The organism is Polaromonas sp. YR568 (genome assembly GCF_943369415.1).
GTDB lineage: Bacteria > Pseudomonadota > Gammaproteobacteria > Burkholderiales > Burkholderiaceae_C > Polaromonas.
This window is the reverse complement of the sequence record NZ_CALRNF020000003.1, coordinates 225,487-242,223: the sequence shown is the minus strand read 5'-3', so window position 1 is coordinate 242,223 and position 16,737 is coordinate 225,487. Positions and strand designations below refer to the sequence as shown.

The following is a 16,737-nucleotide window of genomic DNA, read 5'->3' as shown; positions in this document are numbered from 1 at the left end:
TTTTGAAGCTGGCACAGGGTTTGCCCTAGTCATGGCATGCCAGCTTTTTTTCCGCCTTTTTCAGCCTCCTTCAGCGACGCCAAACCGCGCAGCGGCTTCCTGCTGCAAGCCCGCTTCGCCGCATGCGCAGGCCTGGCAGCGCTGACACTCGCCGCAAGCCAGGCACAGGCCTTCAGCCTGGACGATGTGGCTGCGATGGCGCGCCAGCGCTCGCAAGCGCCGTGGCGCGAGGCCTCCCACGCCGTGCCCGTCGAGCTTGCCAGGATGGAGTACGACGACTACCGCGACATTCGTTTCAACGCCGACAGCACGCTTTGGCGTGCCGACCAACTGCCTTATGAAGCGAACTTTTTCCACGTCGGCCGTCACGGCGACTCGGTCCGCATTCACGAAATCACGACAGAGGGCGTGAAGCACCTGCCTTACAACCCGGCCAGCTTCAATTTCGGAAAAAACAAATTGTCACCGCAGACCTGGGGCGACCTGGGCTACGGCGGCGCGCGCTTTTTCAGCAACCTCAACTCACCCACCTACAAGGACGAGTTGGTGGTTTTCACGGGCGCCACCTATTTCCGCGCCCTGGGCGCGGGCCAGCGTTATGGCGTCTCGGCGCGCGGCCTGGCCGTGGACACCTCGGGCGGCGCCAAGGAAGAGTTTCCGCGCTTCACCGACTTCTGGCTCGAAAAGCCCGCCGGCGATGCGAAGCCGCTGACCGTCTACGCACTGATGGACTCAGAGCGCATGACGGGCGCCTACCGTTTTGACATCACGCCCGGCGAGCAGACCACCACCCAGGTGCAGGCGCGTATCTTCATGCGCCCGGCCGCCACCAGCGGCAACAGCGCGGCGGTGGCCACGCTGGGTATCGCACCGCTGACCAGCATGTTCTTTTCCGGTGAAAACCAGCCCCGGCCCGGCGACTTCCGCCCCGAGGTGCACGATTCGGACGGCCTGATGATGGCCACCGATGACGGCAAGGGCGGTGGCGAGTGGCTGTGGCGGCCGCTGCAGAACCCGTCGGCCCCGGTGACGACCTCCTTCAGCATGAAGTCGCTCAAGGGCTTCGGCCTGATGCAACGCGACCGCAACTTCGCCAGCTACGAAGACACCGAAGCCCGCTATGAACTGCGGCCCAGCGCCTGGATCACGCCCGTGGGCGACTGGGGCCCCGGCCGGGTCGAGATGCTGCAATTCACCACACCCGACGAGACCCACGACAACGTCGCGGCTTACTGGGTGCCCGAAAAAATGCCGGCGCCCGGCCAGTCGCTGGACATCGCCTGGCAAATCAGCTGGCAGGGCAAAAACCAGCAGCTGCCGCCCAACGGCTGGGTCACGCAATCACGCCGCGGCATCGGGTATTCGAAGGCCGGAACCGACCTCACGGGCCAGGTCCAGTTCGTCATCGACTTTGCCGGCCCGGCGCTGGACGGCCTGGCCGAAGACGCCAAGGTCGAAGCGATTTCCAGCGCCGATGCCAACGGCCGCGTGCTGGAAAGCATTGCCTACAAAAACCCCGTCACCGGCGCATGGCGCATGACGCTGCGCGTGCAGCGGCTGAACCCGGCCCAGCCGGTTGAACTGCGCGCCTTCCTGAAACACGACAACCACACCGTAAGCGAAACATGGACCAACCTGATCACACCCTGATACCGTCCGGCGCGCGCAGCACCCTGCGCGAAGAACGTCATCCGAATTCGGTCACGGCGCCGCCGCTGAACCGCGGCTCCATGGCGCCGCGCCCCTGGCGCGGCTTCTGGAACAGCATGGCAACGGCCTTGTTGTTGCCCATGGTGACGCTGTTCAAGGCCGGCAACCCGGCCACGCCCCTGCGCCCCCTGCCCGCAGCGCGGCCGGAACCCTGGCAGCGCGCGGCCAAACGCCGCCGCGCGGTGTTCCTGCTGCTCACGCTGGTCAGCACGGTGCTGGCCACCAGCATCTTTGCCGACATGCAGCCCGACTACGACAACGCCTGGCTGCAGTACGGCCAGATCACGCTGTTCGCGCTGCTATCGGCCTGGGTGGTGACCGGTTTCATGACCGCGATGATGGGCTTTTACGTCACGATCTTCGGCGACAGGCACGCGCTGTCGTCGAAGAAAGTCCAGCACTACCCGCTCCATGCCTCCACGCGCACCGCCATCATCATGCCGATCTGCAACGAGGACGTGCGCACCGTGTTCGCCGGCCTGCGCGCCACCTGCGAGTCGGTCGCGATGACCGGCCATGTGAAAAGCTTCGACGTGTTCGTGCTGTCCGACAGCAACAACCCGGCCATCATCCAGGCCGAGCGCGCCGCGTGGGAAGACCTGCGCACCCAGTTGGCCGGCCACCCCGAGCAGCCGCAGATCGAGGTCTACTACCGCCTGCGCAAGCGCCGCACCGACCGCAAGGCCGGCAATGTGGCCGACTTCTGCCGCCGCTGGGGCAAGGACTACCGCTACATGGTGGTGCTGGACGCCGACAGCGTGATGAGCGGCGACTGCCTGGTCTCCATGGTCAAGCTGATGGAAGCCAACCCCAAGGCCGGCATCATCCAGACCGCCACCCAGGCGATAGGCCATGTGACGCTGCATGCGCGCGCGCAACAGTTCGCCTCGCGCGTGACGGGCCGCCTGTTCACGCTGGGCATGCAGTTCTGGCAGATGGGCGAGTCCCATTACTGGGGCCACAACGCCATCATCCGCATCGCCCCCTTCATGGAGCATTGCGCGCTGGCCCACATCAAGGGCACGGGCGGCATGGCCGGCAGCATCATGTCGCACGATTTTGTCGAAGCCGCGCTGATGCGCCGCGCCGGCTTCCACGTCTGGCTGGTGGGCGACCTGGTGGGCAGCTACGAACAGCAGCCGCCCGACCTGCTGGCCGAACTACAGCGCGACCGCCGCTGGTGCCAGGGCAACCTGCAAAACTCGCGCCTGATCGCTGAACCGGGCATTCACCCGGTGCATCGCTCCATGTTCGGCACCGGCGCCATGGCCTATCTTTCGGCACCGCTGTGGCTGTGCTTCCTGACGCTGGGCACTGCGCTGTGGCTGTCGGGCTCGCCCATGATCGCCGACTGGACGCTGCTGCCGGGCGAGCTGATGTCGCTGTGGGCCTGGACGCTTTGCATGCTGTTCCTGCCGCGCATCCTGGGCATCGCCGCCGTGCTGATCAACCGCGAGCAGCAGTCCTACGGCGGCACCGCCAGCCTGCTGCGCAGCGCGCTGCTGGAAACCCTGATCGCCCTGCTGCAGGCGCCCATCCGCATGCTGGCGCACTCGCTGTTCGTGGTGGTGGCGCTGACGGGCCTGAAGCTCGAGTGGAAGTCGCCCCCGCGCGAAGCCGCCGCCGTGCCCTGGCGCCACGCGCTGGTGCAGCTGGCGCCCATGTCCGGCGTGATCGCGCTGCTGGCCGTCGGCATCGCCGTGATCGACGCGCGCGCGCTGGTCTGGCTGATCCCGGTGGGCCTGCCGCTGCTGCTGGCGATCCCGATGACGGTGCTCACCAGCAAGGTCGGCGTTGGCACCGCCCTGCGCGCGCAAAACTATTTGCTGATTCCGGAAGAAACCCGCTCGCCGGCGGTGCTGCGCCGCGCCTGGCTGCATGCGAGCCGGCTGGCAGCACCGGGACTCAAGGCGGCCTGAAACTGCCTTCCCAATAAAAAAGCCGCTTGATCAAGCGGCTTTTTTTATGGCTTCGGTTCTTCAGAACTTGGGCATGCCCTTCATGCCACCCATGCGTTTCATCATCTTCATCATGCCGCTGCCCTTCATCTTCTTCATCATGCCCTGCATCTGCTCGAATTCGTTGAGCAGGCGGTTGACTTCCTGGACGTGAACGCCCGAGCCGGCGGCGATGCGGCGCTTGCGGGTGGCCTTGATGAGCTCGGGTTTGCGGCGCTCCAGCGGCGTCATGCTCTGGATGATGCCTTCCTTGCGCTTGATGTCTTTCTCGGCCTTGTCCATGTCGACCTGGCCGGCCTTGGCGCTCATGTGCGCGGGCAGCTTGTCGAGCAGGCTGGACAGCCCGCCCATGTTTTTCATCTGCTGCAGCTGGCCCAGGAAGTCGTTGAGGTCAAAGCCGTCGCCCGACTTGATCTTGGCGGCGAGTTTCTGGGCGGAGGCCATGTCCACGCCGGCCGCCACCTGCTCGACCAGCGCGACGATGTCCCCCATGCCCAGGATGCGGCCGGCGTGGCGCTCGGCGTCGAACACCTCCAGGCCGTCGATCTTCTCGCTGGTGCCCGAGAACTTGATGGGCGCGCCGGTAATCTGCCGCACGCTGAGCGCCGCGCCGCCGCGCGAGTCGCCGTCGGTCTTGGTCAGGATGATGCCGGTCAGCGGCAATGCTTCCTTGAAGGCCTTGGCTGTGTTGACCGCGTCCTGGCCCTGCATGGCGTCGACGACGAACAGGGTTTCGACCGGGTTCAGGATGGCATGCAGTTCCTTGATTTCCGCCATCAGGGCTTCGTCGATGGCCAGGCGGCCGGCCGTGTCGACCAGCAGCACGTCAAAGAAATGCCTGCGGGCGTAGTCGATGGCGGCGCGGGCGATGTCGGCCGGCTTCTGGTCGGGCGTGCTGGGGAACCATTCGGCGCCGGCCTGTTTTGTGACGGTCTTGAGCTGCTCGATGGCGGCCGGGCGGTAGACGTCGCCCGAGACCGTCAGCACTTTCTTCTTGCGCTTTTCGATCAGGTGCTTGGCCAGCTTGGCCGTGGTGGTGGTTTTACCCGCGCCCTGCAGGCCGGCCATCAGGATGACGGCCGGCGGCTGGGCCGCCAGGTTGATGTCGCTCACGCCTTCGCCCATGGTGGCGGCGAGTTCCTTGCTGACGATGCCGACCAGCGCCTGCCCCGGCGAGAGCGAGCCCATCACCTCCTGGCCCAGCGCTTTTTCCTTGACGCGGGCGATGAAGTCGCGCACCACGGGCAGGGCCACGTCGGCTTCGAGCAGCGCCATGCGCACCTCGCGCAGCATGTCCTGCACATTGGATTCGGTGATGCGGGCCTGGCCGCGCATTTCCTTGACGAGGCGGGATAACTTGTCGGTGAGGGCTGAGGCCATGGGAAGGCGCCACGGGCGTGGTGCAGTTAGGTGAGGGGACGAAAGGCTGCTGCGTGGCGACAGGAAGGCCGCCGGCAAAGCAGTAAAGGCTAAACTCTAGCCATGATTTTAGCTTTGAGCGACTGGTGGGGTCTTGCGGCAGCGGCCGGCGCCGCCATCGCCTATGCCGTCCTGGCACTGGCTACGCCGCGCCTGGGCGCCGGCACCATACGCGGCATGCTGGTGGCCGCCTGGCTGCTGCATGCGCTGGCGCTGGCCGACGGCCTGCTCGGCGAGCCTGCCCGCTTCGGTTTTGCGCCCGCGATGTCCATGACCGTCTGGCTGGTGCTGACCGTGTACGCCATCGAAAGCCGCCTGTTCCCGCAAATGCAGGCCCACTGGGCGCTGGCGGGCCTGGGCAGCGTGGCGGTCATCCTGGCGGCGGTTTTCCCGGGCACCACCTACCACGCGATCGCCTCGCCCTGGCTGCCCGTGCACTGGGCCCTGGGCATCGCGTCCTATGGGCTGTTCGCCGCGGCGGTGGTGCACGGCTGGCTCATGACGCGCTCCGAGCGCTCGATCCGGCTGGCCGCGCAGACCGACGCCGGCGTGCCGCTGATGACGCTGGAACGCCTGACCTTTCGTTTCGTGGAGGCCGGCTTCGTGCTGTTGTCGGCCACCCTGTTCGTCGGCTGGCTGTTCGCCGAAACGCTTTACGGCCCGGGCCTGGCCTGGAAGTGGAACCACAAAACCGTGTTCTCGGTTCTGGCCTGGCTGACGTTTGCCGGGCTGCTGATAGGCCGCGCGCGCCTGGGCTGGCGCGGCCGCAAGGCGGTCCACGTGCTGTACCTGGGCTCGGGCCTGCTGCTGCTGGGCTATGCCGGTTCACGCTTTGTGCTTGAAGTCATCCTGAGGCGCGCATGAAGTACCTGCTGGTCATGGGGTTGGTGCTGGTGGTGTTCTGGGTCTGGCGGAACAAGCGCGAAGCCGAACGAGATGCCGCCGCGCCTCGCGCGCCGGCACCGCCGCAACGCGAAACCGCCGTCACCGAAATGGTGGCCTGCGACGTCTGCGGTGTGCATTTGCCGAAATCCGAGGCTCTGATCGGCGGCCGGGGTATTTACTGCAGCGACGCGCACCGCCGCCAGGCCGGGGGCTAGATGAACACGCCTTCCCACTGGTTCGAAACGGGCGACAAGGGCTCGAGCACCTGGGAAACCTCGCACGAGCTCGGTTCGTTCGGCCGCCTGTGGCACGCGTTCATGACGGCGCGGGTCGCCATCGCGACCGTGCTGGTCATCCTGCAGGCATTTATCTACGCGCTGGGCAACATCACCAACCGCTGGTCCATCGCGGTCTGCATCGCCTACCTGTTCGCCACGCTGGCGGTGCGCCTCTGGGCCAAGCCGCGGCCGCCCGGCAGCACCTTTGACGCGCAGTGGCTGTCGACCATCGGCGTGGACGTCATCACTTTTTCGGCACTGAATTTCCTGCAGTCGGGCGGCATCAATTACACACCGCTGTTCGCGCTGCCGGTATTGCTGTCGTCCATACTCGGGCCGATTTTGCTGGCCTTCGGGACGGCCGCCAGCGTGACGCTGCTGCTGCTGGCCGACGCCTGGTGGAACTGGCTGCAAGCGCTCGGGGACCCCAACGCGCGTTTCCTGCAGTCCGGCCTGAGCGGCTCCGGCTTCTTCCTGGTGGCGCTGCTCGCCAACCACCTGGCCTTGCGCCTGGCCAGGGAAGAGCAGCTGGCCAAACGCAGCCAGTCCGCCGCGCGCATGCAAACGCAGGTGAACGAACTCGTGATTGAAGCCCTGGCCGACGGCGTGCTGGTCGTCGACATCAACGGGATCGTTCGCTCGGCCAACCCGGCTTCCCGGCGGCTGCTGGCGGCCGGCGATTCCGTGCGTAGCGCTCCCTTTATCCTGGCCGCCGAAAATACCTGGCAACCCCTGGCCGAGTTGATGCACCGTACCTTCGCGGAGCAATCGCCGCAGGAAGCCGACGTCAGCCTGAACACCCCCGGCGGCCACACCCGGCGGCTGCATGTGCGCACGCGGCTGGCCGCCTCGCCTAACGGCACGCATGAAAGCCTGTGCGTGATGTTCCTGGAAGACCTGCGCGAAATGGAAGCGCGTGTGCGAACCGAGAAAATGGCCGCCATGGGCCGCATGTCGGCCGCGGTGGCCCATGAAATCCGCAATCCGCTGGCGGCCATCTCGCAGGCCAATGCCTTGCTCGAAGAAGACCTGCAGGACGCGGGACACCGGCAACTGACCGCCATGGTCAGGCAGAACGCGCAGCGCCTTGCCCATATCGTGGACGAAGTGCTGAATATTTCCCGGGCCCAGGCGCAGCTGCCTGCGGCGCAAACCAGCACCCTGCCGCTGGACGACGCGGTGCAAAAAATCGCGTCCGACTGGGCGGGGCAGACCGCGGCCTCGGCGCGCATGCGCGTCACACTCGATTCGGACAACGCCGTGGTGGGCTTTGAACCGGAGCATCTGCGGCGCCTGATGATCAACCTGCTGGACAACGCGCTGCGCTATGCCAGCGATGGCGCCCACGCGATAGACATCGCCACCCAGGTGGTGACGCCCGGTCAGGCGCGCCTGTCCGTCTGGAGCGACGGGCAGCCGCTGGAGCAGACCGTGCAGACCCACCTGTTTGAGCCATTTTTCTCGTCGGAAAGCCGCTCCAGCGGCCTGGGCCTCTATATATGCCGTGAATTGTGCGAGCGCTACGGCGCCCTGATCGGCTACCAGCGCGTGCAGCGAAACGGCACCGACGGCAATGAGTTTTTCGTCGTGTTCCGGCCTTCCCCGCAGTTCCCGAACACGCCATCGCCCTCTTTTGCCACAATGCCCACCTGAACCATGAGCATGCAAACCCCTGTCCCCCAGCAAGCCCGCATCCTCGTCATCGACGACGAGCCGGACCTGCGGACCCTGTACGAGCTGACCTTGCTCAGGGAGGGTTACCGGGTGGAGGCGGCCGGCGACCTGTCGCAGGCCCGCCAGCAACTCAGCGAAAACCGCTTCGATGCCGTCATCACCGACATGCGGCTGCCGGACGGCCTGGGCCTTGAGCTGTTGCGCGACATGGTCAACCAGCAGCGCCCCGAGCGCTGCGTGGTCATCACGGCGCACGGCTCCGCCGAAAACGCCGTCGAAGCCCTCAAGGCCGGCGCCTTTGACTACCTGACCAAGCCGGTCGACCTCAAGCAGTTCCGCAGCGTGGTGGCCTCAGCCGTGCAAGGCACGAAACAAACGGCGCCCGCACCCCTGCCGCCCGCCGCCAAGGCCGAGCGCGCCGCGCCGGACACCGGCATCGCGCCCCTGACACTGGCCCCGGCACCGGCCGCCGAAGCCCCGCCCATCCTGAAGAAGCTGGTCGGTGAATCGGCTGTGATGCGCGCCGTCAAGTCGCGCATCGTCAAGGTGGCCGGCAGCATGGCGCCGGTGCTGATACAGGGAGAGTCGGGCACAGGCAAGGAACTGGTGGCGCGCGCGGTGCACGGTTGCAGCCACCGCGCGGCCGGCCCATTTGTGGCTGTCAACTGCAGCGCTATCCCCGAGAACCTGCTGGAAGCCGAATTTTTCGGCGCGCGCAAAGGCGCCTACACCGGCTCCACCCAGGACAGGCAGGGTTACTTCCAGGCGGCCAAAGGCGGCACCCTGTTCCTCGACGAAATCGGAGACCTGCCGCTGGCCATGCAGTCCAAGCTGCTGCGCGCCATCCAGGAGCGCACCGTTCGGCCGCTGGGCTCCGCGCAGGAAGACGCGGTGGACGTGCGCGTCGTCAGCGCCACGCACAAGGACCTGGCGGCCGAGGTCCAGGCCGGAACCTTCCGCCAGGATCTTTATTACCGCCTCAACGTGATAGAGATACTCGTGCCGGCCCTGCGCGAACGCAGGGAAGACCTGCCGGCCCTGTGCAAGGCCCTGCTGGGCAGGATCTGCCAGGAGTCCGGCTTTGCGATGCCCGAGCTCACGGAAGCCGTGATGGAACAGCTGCGCGCGTTGCCCTTCAACGGCAACGTCCGCGAACTCGAAAACACCCTGCACCGGGCGGTGGCGCTCGGCGAAGGCAGCGAGCTGCACTTCGACGCGCCGGCCGAAGAACATGTCGCCGTCCCGGAAAACCTGCAGGAGTACCTGGACAGGCAGGAGCGCAGCATCCTGACGAAGGTCCTGCTCGAAACCGGCTTCAACCGTACCGCCGCGGCGTCCAGGCTGGGCTTGAGCCTTCGCCAGATCCGCTACCGCATCGCCCGCCTGAACATCGTGACGCCGGGCAGCGACGACCCCGCCGACAGCCTCGACGCCGCCGATGAGCCCGCCTGAAACCCAGGCCGCCGCCCAGCCCCTGTGGCGGGACGGCTGGTACCGCTATGCGCGCGCGCTGGCGTCGCCGAATTTCGGCCCGCGGCCCCAGGGCGCGCAGGTCGACCTCGTCGTGATCCACTCCATCAGCCTGCCGCCCGGCGAGTTCGGCAACGGCAACGTGCAGCGCCTCTTCACCAATCAGCTCGACTGGGAAGCTCACGCTTACTTCCAGGGCATTTGCGGCCTGCAGGTTTCGTCGCACTTCTTCATTGAGCGCTCCGGCGCCTTGTGGCAGTTTGTCGGCTGCGCAGACCGGGCCTGGCATGCCGGGGAGTCGAACTACCGCGGGCGCGGCAACTGCAACGACGACTCCATCGGCATCGAACTCGAAGGCCTGGAAGGAAGCACGTTTGAAGCGCCGCAGTACGAGACGCTTGCCGGGCTGTGCGCCGCGCTGCTCCAGGCCTGGCCCATCGCCCATATTGCCGGGCATGAACACATCGCGCCAGGCCGCAAACAGGATCCCGGCCCCGGTTTCGACTGGCCTTTGCTGCAAGGCGCGCTGGCCCTGCCGCCTAGGTATTTTCCCGAAACCGTTTGACGCCGCGCCGCGCAAAACCACACCGCGGTGGTGCGCTTTGCCGCCCGGAATTTTCCGGTATTTTTACCGCGCTAATATGGGCTTGTGTTAGCGGGGCAAAGCCCGCAAAAAGCCGCGCCGCAGCGTTGCATGGCCCTCGCAGGCCTGATGAAACAAGGGTTTGCCGCGAGCTTGAAAGGCTCGATGCGAGGGCCCGATAACAGTGCCCGCACCGGGGCGTAAAAAGCCACAAAACGTAACGGTGCATTCAGACGGCGATACACTACCTGTAGTGGCTTGTATTCCCCCCATACCCTAGGTATAGTGTCTAAGCCCTAATTCAGTTTGATGTAATTCGGGCCCCGGCGGCGAGGAATTGGTTCATGCTTTTGAACCCCTCACGCCAAAACGGATTGCCCGGAACAGCACATCAAGCCAGTCACAAAACAAAGCAAAGAGGAAGTCATGCAAACAGCACAGCACGCAGTGCCCGCAACGTCCAGCGTTGCCGCGAGCAACCCGGCAACAGGCGATACCAACACCCAGTCCAATCCACTGGCCCACTACCAGATCATTCGCCGCAACGGCGGCGTGGTGCCCTTCGAGCCCAACAAGATCGCCGTGGCCATGATGAAGGCCTTCCTGGCCGTTCACGGCACGCAGGGCGCGGCCTCCGCGAGCGTTCGCGAAACGGTTGACGGCCTGACCCAGGCGGTCATCCGTGCCCTGATGCGCTCGCGCCCGGGCGGCGGCACCTTTCATATAGAAGACGTGCAGGACCAGGTCGAGCTCGGCCTGATGCGCGGCGGCCACCACGAGATCGCCCGCGCCTATGTGCTGTACCGCGAAAAGCGCACGCAGGAGCGCGCGCGCCAGCCGCAAAGCCAGGCACCGGCAGCGCCGCTGATCCATGTGACCGACCGCGGCAACCGCGTCGCCCTGGACATCCGCAACCTGCAGGCCCTGATCGAAGCGTCCTGCGCCAACCTGGGTGCCGACGTCAAGCCCGATCCCATCGTTGCGGAAACCATGCGCAACCTCTACGACGGCGTTCCGATCGACGAGGTCTACAAGGCGTCCATCCTGGCGGCGCGTACCCTGATCGAAAAAGACCCCGACTACACCTACGCCACCGCGCGCCTGCTGATGCACACCATCCGCCGCGAAGTGCTGGGCGAGGAAGTCAACCAGGAAGACATGGCCATCCGCTATGCCGAGTACTTCCCGCAATTCATCGCCAAGGGCGTGCAGAACGAGTTGCTCGACGAAAAGCTGCAGCAGTTCGACCTGGCCCGCCTGGGCGCCGCGCTCAAGCCCGAGCGCGACCTGAAATTCGACTACCTCGGCCTGCAGACCCTGTTTGACCGCTACTTCCTGCACGTGCGCAAGCAGCGCATCGAGCTGCCTCAGGCTTTCTTCATGCGCGTGGCCATGGGCCTGTCGCTCAACGAGATCAACCGCGAAGAGCGCGCCATCGAGTTCTACGAAATCCTGTCGTCCTTCGACTTCATGTCGAGCACGCCGACCCTGTTCAATGCCGGCACCCTGCGCTCGCAGCTGTCGTCCTGCTACCTGACCACGGTCGCCGACGACCTGGGCGGCATTTACGACGCCATCAAGGAAAATGCCCTGCTGTCCAAATTTGCCGGCGGCCTGGGCAATGACTGGACCCCGGTACGCGCACTGGGCGCCCACATCAAGGGCACCAATGGCGAATCGCAAGGCGTCGTGCCTTTCCTGAAGGTCGTCAACGACACGGCCGTCGCCGTCAACCAGGGCGGCAAGCGCAAAGGCGCGGTCTGCGCCTACCTGGAAACCTGGCACCTGGACATCGAGGAGTTCCTGGAGCTGCGCAAGAACACCGGCGACGACCGCCGCCGCACGCACGACATGAACACCGCCAACTGGATTCCCGACCTCTTCATGCGCCGCGTGATGGAAAAGGGCAGCTGGACGCTGTTCTCGCCGTCCGACACGCCGGACCTGCACGACAAGTTCGGCAAGGACTTCGAAAAAATCTACACCGCCTACGAAGCCAAGGCCGAGCGCGGCGAGATCAAGCCGTCCCGCAAGCTGCAGGCCACCGACATGTGGCGCAAGATGCTGTCGATGCTGTTTGAAACCGGCCATCCCTGGATCACCTTCAAGGACGCCTGCAACGTGCGCTCGCCCCAGCAGCACGCCGGCGTCGTGCACTCCTCCAACCTGTGCACCGAGATCACACTCAATACCAGCGACACCGAAACCGCCGTCTGCAACCTCGGCTCGGTCAACCTCGTCCAGCACCTGAAGGACGGCGCGGTCGACCACGAAAAGCTCAAGAAGACCATCACCACGGCCATGCGCATGCTGGACAACGTGATCGACATCAACTACTACGCCGTCAAGAAGGCCCGGGACTCCAACATGCGCCACCGCCCCGTGGGCCTGGGCATCATGGGTTTCCAGGACTGCCTGTACGAGTTGCGCGTGCCTTACGCCTCGCAGGAAGCCGTGGAGTTCGCCGACAAGTCCATGGAAGCCGTCTGCTACCACGCCTACTGGGCATCCACCGAGCTGGCCAAAGAGCGCGGAAAGTACGCCAGCTACAAGGGCTCGCTCTGGGACAAGGGCATCCTGCCGCTGGACACGCTGGACATGCTGGCCGAGCAGCGCGGAGGCTACGTCGAAGTCGACCGCTCCGCCACGCTGGACTGGGAAGCCCTGCGCAAGAAGATCGCCCAGGACGGCATGCGCAACTCCAACTGCGTGGCCATCGCCCCGACCGCCACCATCTCCAACATCATCGGCGTGGACGCCTGCATCGAGCCCTGCTTCGGCAACCTCTCGGTCAAGTCCAACCTGTCCGGTGAGTTCACGGTCATCAACCACTACCTGGTGCGCGACCTCAAGCGCCTGAACCTGTGGGACGACGTGATGGTGGTGGACCTCAAGCACTTTGACGGTTCGCTGCGCCCCATCGACCGCGTGCCGCAGGACGTCAAGGCGCTGTACGCCACGGCCTTCGAAGTGGAAACCTCCTGGATCGTGGAAGCGGCCGCGCGCCGCCAGAAATGGATAGACCAGGCACAGTCGCTCAATATCTATATGGCGGGCGCCTCGGGCAAGAAGCTCGACGACACCTACAAGCTGGCCTGGCTGCGCGGCCTCAAGACCACCTACTACCTGCGCACGCAAAGCGCGACGCACGCCGAGAAATCAACCGTGACCGCGGGCAAGATGAACTCGGTGGCATCCAGCACCGCTACAGCGCCCAGCGGCATGAGCGCACTCGAAGCGGCCGCCGCCGCGGCGCAGGCGCAGATGAACGCAACGCCCGCCACCGACATCAAGTTCTGCGCGATCGATGATCCAGGTTGCGAGGCCTGCCAATAAAAAAACACCGGATCGCGCGGTTACCCGGCCGCGCGATTCGATGTATATGAGCAACACAATCTTGTAGCGATGTGAATGAACACTTTTCATTTTGTATCGCTGCTTTCATAATCCCACAGTATTGGAAACCTCTATGTTGACCTGGGACGAAGAAGTCAAACCATCGTTGCAAACACCTCATAACAGCGGCTCGCCTGAAGGCCGCTCGATGGAACTTCCGCCTCTTTCTTTTAACGCTGTTGAGCAACACCAGGCGCAAGTGCGCATGCTCAATGACGGCGCCTTCCCGGCAACTCAAGCAGCGGCCCCCGTTGCTGAACCCGCCAAGACCCAGCGAGTCAAAGCCTCCGACAAACGCATCATCAACGGCCAGACCGACGTCAACCAGCTGGTGCCGTTCAAATACAAATGGGCTTGGGAAAAATACCTCGCCAGCTGCGCCAACCACTGGATGCCGCAGGAAGTGAACATGACGCGCGACATCGCGCTCTGGAAAGACCCGAACGGCCTGACCGAAGACGAACGCCGCCTGGTCAAGCGCAACCTGGGTTTCTTTGTGACCGCCGACTCGCTGGCCGCCAACAACATCGTGCTGGGCACCTACCGCCACATCACGGCGCCCGAGTGCCGCCAGTTCCTGCTGCGCCAGGCCTTCGAAGAGGCCATCCACACCCACGCCTACCAGTACATCACAGAGTCGCTGGGCCTGGACGAAGCCGAGATCTTCAACGCCTACAACGAAGTGCAGTCCATCAAGGACAAGGACCAGTTCCTGATTCCTTTCATTGAAGTCATCTCCGACCCGCACTTCAAGACCGGCACCACCGAGGCCGACCAGACCCTGCTCAAGTCGCTGATCGTGTTCGCCTGCCTGATGGAAGGCCTGTTCTTCTACGTCGGCTTCACGCAGATTTTGGCCCTGGGCCGCCAGAACAAGATGACCGGCGCCGCCGAGCAGTACCAGTACATCCTGCGCGACGAGTCCATGCATTGCAACTTCGGCATCGACCTGATCAACCAGCTCAAGCTTGAGAACCCGCACCTCTGGACGGCCGAGTTCAAGGCCGAGATCAAGGCCTTGTTCATGAAAGCCGTCGAACTGGAATACCGTTACGCCGAAGACACCATGCCTCGCGGCGTGCTCGGCCTCAATGCCTCCATGTTCAAGGGTTACCTCCGCTACATCGCCAACCGCCGCGCCACGCAGATCGGGCTTGAAACTCTTTTCCCCAACGAGGAGAATCCGTTTCCGTGGATGAGCGAAATGATCGACCTGAAAAAAGAGCGCAACTTCTTCGAAACCCGTGTGATCGAGTACCAGTCCGGTGGTGCCCTTTCCTGGGATTGATTGAACAAGACGCTCAACGCAAACCGACAATGATTTCTAGAATTGCAATGACCAATGACAGCACCGCAGAGTGCGCGCTGGGCTTTGCTCCTGTGTTCGCGGCGCTGGGCCCGGTTTATCCGGAGCCCAACGCCGTGAATCGCTTTACGTACTCCAACCGTGAAGTGCTCTTTGCAACGTGATCAAGGAGAAAACTATGGCAACTGCGAAAAAAACTGCGGCTAAAAAAGCTGCTCCGAAGAAAGCCCCTGCTAAAAAAGTAGCGGCTAAGAAGGCTCCTGCTAAAAAAGTAGCAGCTAAAAAAGCTCCGGCTAAAAAAGCTCCAGCGAAAAAAGTAGCGGCTAAGAAGCCAGCTGCGAAAAAATCGCCAGCTAAAAAGCCAGCAGCCAAGAAGGTAGCGGCCAAGAAGCCAGCGGCGAAGAAAGCCGCAGCTAAAAAGCCAGCAGCCAAGAAGGCCGCGAAAAAGGTAGCGAAGAAACCAGCGGCCAAGAAAGCCGCTGCGAAGAAGCCTGCCGCCAAGAAAGCAGCGAAGAAGCCCGCTGCGAAGAAAGCCGCGAAAAAACCTGCTGCCAAAGCACCCGCTGTAGCGGCTGCCCCTGCGGCTCAGACGACTCTGAACCCGCAAGCTGCCTGGCCGTTTCCGACAGCCAGCAAGCCGTAAGCAGTAAGGTATTTCTGCTTAGAGCCCGATATCGAAAGATGTCGGGCTTTTTTCATGCCCGTGCTGTTTTGCTCTACCCACTCGCCGGTTGCCGCTCAACCTCTCCTGCCCATGACCCCATTCGCGCCCTTGCCTGACCTTCCTTTTCTGAGAATGGAAAAGAACGGAGACGTGCTGGTCGACGTGCACGTGGTGCCGAACGCCGCCAAAACACAAGTCGTGGGCCTGCACGGCGAAGACGGCCAGCAGGCGCTGCGCCTGCGGCTGAATGCGCCGCCGGTCGACGGCAAAGCCAACCAGGCGCTCGTCAAATGGCTGGCCGGCTGCCTTGGTGTTCCACAGCAGGCGGTCACGCTGGCGCGCGGAGAGACTTCCAGGCGCAAGCAGCTGCGCGTGAGCGCCGCGGCGGCCGGCCGGGCGAGTTGGGATGAATTGGTGAAGGCGGCGGCCGGCAAGGACGCCCCGCCGGCCTGACAAGCGGGGCGAAGTGGGGCTCAGCCCGCGATTTGCGCGTCAGTCAGCGTGTAGTTCTGCCCGCCGCGTGTAGCGATCTTGAGCGCGCCGACCCGGTTGCCCAGCGCGGCGCAGCGCTCCAAAGGCCAGCCCTGCTCCAGGCCGAACAGCAGCGCGCCGCGAAAGGCGTCGCCGCAGCCGGTCGGGTCCACCACGGCCTCGGCCTTGACGGGCGGCACCACGGTTTTCTCACCGTCAATCCAGACTTCGCAGCCTTCGGCGCCCAGCGTCACCACCAGGCCCTGCACGCGTTCGGACAGCTCGGCGCACGACAGGCCGGTGCGGTCGCAAAGCATTTTGGCTTCGTAGTCGTTCACCGTCACCCAGGTCGCCAGCTCGACGAAATGCGAGAGTTCCTTGCCGTCGAACATCGGCAGGCCCTGGCCCGGATCGAACACAAAAGGAATGCCGGCCGCCTTGAACTGCTCGGCATGCTGCAGCATCGCGTCGCGCCCGTCAGGGGAGATGATGCCCAGCTTGATGTCGGCGCGCGCCTCTATGCGGGTGACGTGGGCCTGCATCATCGCGCCGGGGTGGAAAGCCGTGATCTGGTTGTTGTCGCGGTCGGTCATGATCATGGCCTGCGCGGTGTAGGTGTCGCCGACCTGGCGCACAAACTCGGTGCTGATGCCCAGGCCGTCCATGCGCTCCACGTATTCGGCGCCGTCAGTGCCGACCGTCGCCATCGGCAGGGCTTTGCCGCCCAGCTGCCGCAGGCTGTAGGCGATGTTGCCGGCGCAGCCGCCGAACTCACGGCGCAGCGCCGGCACCAGGAAGGACACGTTGAGGATGTGCAACTGGTCGGGCAGGATCTGCTCGGAAAAGCGTCCCTCAAAAGTCATGATGGTGTCAAACGCCAGGGAGCCACAGATAACAGCAGACATTCAGGTTTCTCGTTTCAT

Annotated in this window: 14 protein-coding genes; 12 read left to right on the top strand and 2 right to left on the bottom strand. The window is 64.4% G+C overall.

Translation table 11 applies throughout. From position 1 onward, the window contains the following. Nucleotides 1-36 precede the first annotated feature (36 nt). Together ACLV74_RS03630 and mdoH are read left to right on the top strand one after the other, a co-directional pair. The gene (locus ACLV74_RS03630; RefSeq protein WP_411878005.1) at nt 37-1,650 is read left to right on the top strand and encodes a glucan biosynthesis protein G; all 1,614 of its coding nucleotides are present in this window, start codon (nt 37-39) and stop codon (nt 1,648-1,650) included. Further along, nucleotides 1,626-3,629, top strand: coding sequence for a glucans biosynthesis glucosyltransferase MdoH (mdoH, locus tag ACLV74_RS03625; RefSeq protein ID WP_411878004.1), 2,004 nt, complete (start codon nt 1,626-1,628; stop codon nt 3,627-3,629). The genes ACLV74_RS03630 and mdoH overlap by 25 nt, the downstream gene beginning before the upstream one ends. A 60-nt stretch (nt 3,630-3,689) precedes the next feature. Here the strand turns inward: mdoH and ffh are convergent, their stop codons facing one another. Continuing rightward, nucleotides 3,690-5,048 carry a signal recognition particle protein gene (gene ffh / locus ACLV74_RS03620; RefSeq protein WP_411878003.1) on the bottom strand — a complete coding sequence of 453 codons (1,359 nt, stop codon included), beginning with the start codon at nt 5,046-5,048 and terminating at the stop codon, nt 3,690-3,692. A gap of 102 nt (nt 5,049-5,150) precedes the next feature. Between ffh and ACLV74_RS03615 the strand changes: the two genes are divergently transcribed. From ACLV74_RS03615 to ACLV74_RS03570, 10 genes are all read left to right on the top strand, one after another. Next, nucleotides 5,151-5,951 (top strand): inner membrane protein YpjD, encoded by an 801-nt coding sequence (locus ACLV74_RS03615; protein WP_411878002.1) that lies wholly within the window; start codon nt 5,151-5,153, stop codon nt 5,949-5,951. Continuing rightward, nucleotides 5,948-6,187, top strand: a complete 240-nt coding sequence (locus ACLV74_RS03610; RefSeq protein WP_411878001.1) for a PP0621 family protein — start codon at nt 5,948-5,950, stop codon at nt 6,185-6,187. Before ACLV74_RS03615 ends, ACLV74_RS03610 begins: the two co-directional genes overlap by 4 nt. Next, nucleotides 6,188-7,903 carry a two-component system sensor histidine kinase NtrB gene (locus tag ACLV74_RS03605; RefSeq protein WP_411878000.1) on the top strand — a complete coding sequence of 572 codons (1,716 nt, stop codon included), beginning with the start codon at nt 6,188-6,190 and terminating at the stop codon, nt 7,901-7,903. A 3-nt stretch (nt 7,904-7,906) separates the two neighbouring features. Beyond that, complete coding sequence (locus tag ACLV74_RS03600; RefSeq protein WP_411877999.1) at nt 7,907-9,376, top strand: sigma-54-dependent transcriptional regulator; 1,470 nt, start codon at nt 7,907-7,909, stop codon at nt 9,374-9,376. Beyond that, the gene (gene ampD / locus ACLV74_RS03595; protein WP_411877998.1) at nt 9,363-9,959 is read left to right on the top strand and encodes a 1,6-anhydro-N-acetylmuramyl-L-alanine amidase AmpD; all 597 of its coding nucleotides are present in this window, start codon (nt 9,363-9,365) and stop codon (nt 9,957-9,959) included. The genes ACLV74_RS03600 and ampD overlap by 14 nt, the downstream gene beginning before the upstream one ends. A 444-nt stretch (nt 9,960-10,403) precedes the next feature. Beyond that, nucleotides 10,404-13,313 carry a ribonucleoside-diphosphate reductase subunit alpha gene (locus tag ACLV74_RS03590; RefSeq protein ID WP_411877997.1) on the top strand — a complete coding sequence of 970 codons (2,910 nt, stop codon included), beginning with the start codon at nt 10,404-10,406 and terminating at the stop codon, nt 13,311-13,313. A gap of 133 nt (nt 13,314-13,446) precedes the next feature. Continuing rightward, nucleotides 13,447-14,661, top strand: coding sequence for a ribonucleotide-diphosphate reductase subunit beta (locus tag ACLV74_RS03585; protein WP_411877996.1), 1,215 nt, complete (start codon nt 13,447-13,449; stop codon nt 14,659-14,661). A gap of 47 nt (nt 14,662-14,708) precedes the next feature. Then, the gene (locus ACLV74_RS03580; protein ID WP_411877995.1) at nt 14,709-14,843 is read left to right on the top strand and encodes a hypothetical protein; all 135 of its coding nucleotides are present in this window, start codon (nt 14,709-14,711) and stop codon (nt 14,841-14,843) included. Between the two features lie 14 nt (nt 14,844-14,857). Further along, complete coding sequence (locus tag ACLV74_RS03575) at nt 14,858-15,322, top strand: histone H1-like DNA-binding protein (RefSeq protein WP_411877994.1); 465 nt, start codon at nt 14,858-14,860, stop codon at nt 15,320-15,322. Nucleotides 15,323-15,475: 153 nt separating this feature from the next. Beyond that, nucleotides 15,476-15,796, top strand: coding sequence for a DUF167 domain-containing protein (locus tag ACLV74_RS03570; RefSeq protein ID WP_411877993.1), 321 nt, complete (start codon nt 15,476-15,478; stop codon nt 15,794-15,796). 20 nt (nt 15,797-15,816) lie between these two features. Here the strand turns inward: ACLV74_RS03570 and ACLV74_RS03565 are convergent, their stop codons facing one another. Beyond that, nucleotides 15,817-16,719: a carbohydrate kinase family protein gene (locus tag ACLV74_RS03565; protein WP_411877992.1), complete on the bottom strand. Its 903-nt coding sequence runs from the start codon at nt 16,717-16,719 to the stop codon at nt 15,817-15,819. Nucleotides 16,720-16,737 lie beyond the last annotated feature (18 nt).

What these genes read in the sequence shown, in the direction of transcription:
- mdoH (WP_411878004.1), top strand. Translation starts at nt 1,626, where the DNA reads ATGGACCAACCTGATCACACCCTGATACCGTCCGGCGCGCGCAGCACC.
- ACLV74_RS03615 (WP_411878002.1), top strand. Translation starts at nt 5,151, where the DNA reads ATGATTTTAGCTTTGAGCGACTGGTGGGGTCTTGCGGCAGCGGCCGGC.
- ACLV74_RS03605 (WP_411878000.1), top strand. Translation starts at nt 6,188, where the DNA reads ATGAACACGCCTTCCCACTGGTTCGAAACGGGCGACAAGGGCTCGAGC.
- ACLV74_RS03565 (WP_411877992.1), bottom strand. Translation starts at nt 16,719, where the DNA reads ATGTCTGCTGTTATCTGTGGCTCCCTGGCGTTTGACACCATCATGACT.
- ACLV74_RS03610 (WP_411878001.1), top strand. Translation starts at nt 5,948, where the DNA reads ATGAAGTACCTGCTGGTCATGGGGTTGGTGCTGGTGGTGTTCTGGGTC.
- ACLV74_RS03590 (WP_411877997.1), top strand. Translation starts at nt 10,404, where the DNA reads ATGCAAACAGCACAGCACGCAGTGCCCGCAACGTCCAGCGTTGCCGCG.
- ACLV74_RS03600 (WP_411877999.1), top strand. Translation starts at nt 7,907, where the DNA reads ATGAGCATGCAAACCCCTGTCCCCCAGCAAGCCCGCATCCTCGTCATC.
- ampD (WP_411877998.1), top strand. Translation starts at nt 9,363, where the DNA reads ATGAGCCCGCCTGAAACCCAGGCCGCCGCCCAGCCCCTGTGGCGGGAC.
- ffh (WP_411878003.1), bottom strand. Translation starts at nt 5,048, where the DNA reads ATGGCCTCAGCCCTCACCGACAAGTTATCCCGCCTCGTCAAGGAAATG.
- ACLV74_RS03575 (WP_411877994.1), top strand. Translation starts at nt 14,858, where the DNA reads ATGGCAACTGCGAAAAAAACTGCGGCTAAAAAAGCTGCTCCGAAGAAA.
- ACLV74_RS03570 (WP_411877993.1), top strand. Translation starts at nt 15,476, where the DNA reads ATGGAAAAGAACGGAGACGTGCTGGTCGACGTGCACGTGGTGCCGAAC.
- ACLV74_RS03580 (WP_411877995.1), top strand. Translation starts at nt 14,709, where the DNA reads ATGACCAATGACAGCACCGCAGAGTGCGCGCTGGGCTTTGCTCCTGTG.
- ACLV74_RS03585 (WP_411877996.1), top strand. Translation starts at nt 13,447, where the DNA reads ATGTTGACCTGGGACGAAGAAGTCAAACCATCGTTGCAAACACCTCAT.
- ACLV74_RS03630 (WP_411878005.1), top strand. Translation starts at nt 37, where the DNA reads ATGCCAGCTTTTTTTCCGCCTTTTTCAGCCTCCTTCAGCGACGCCAAA.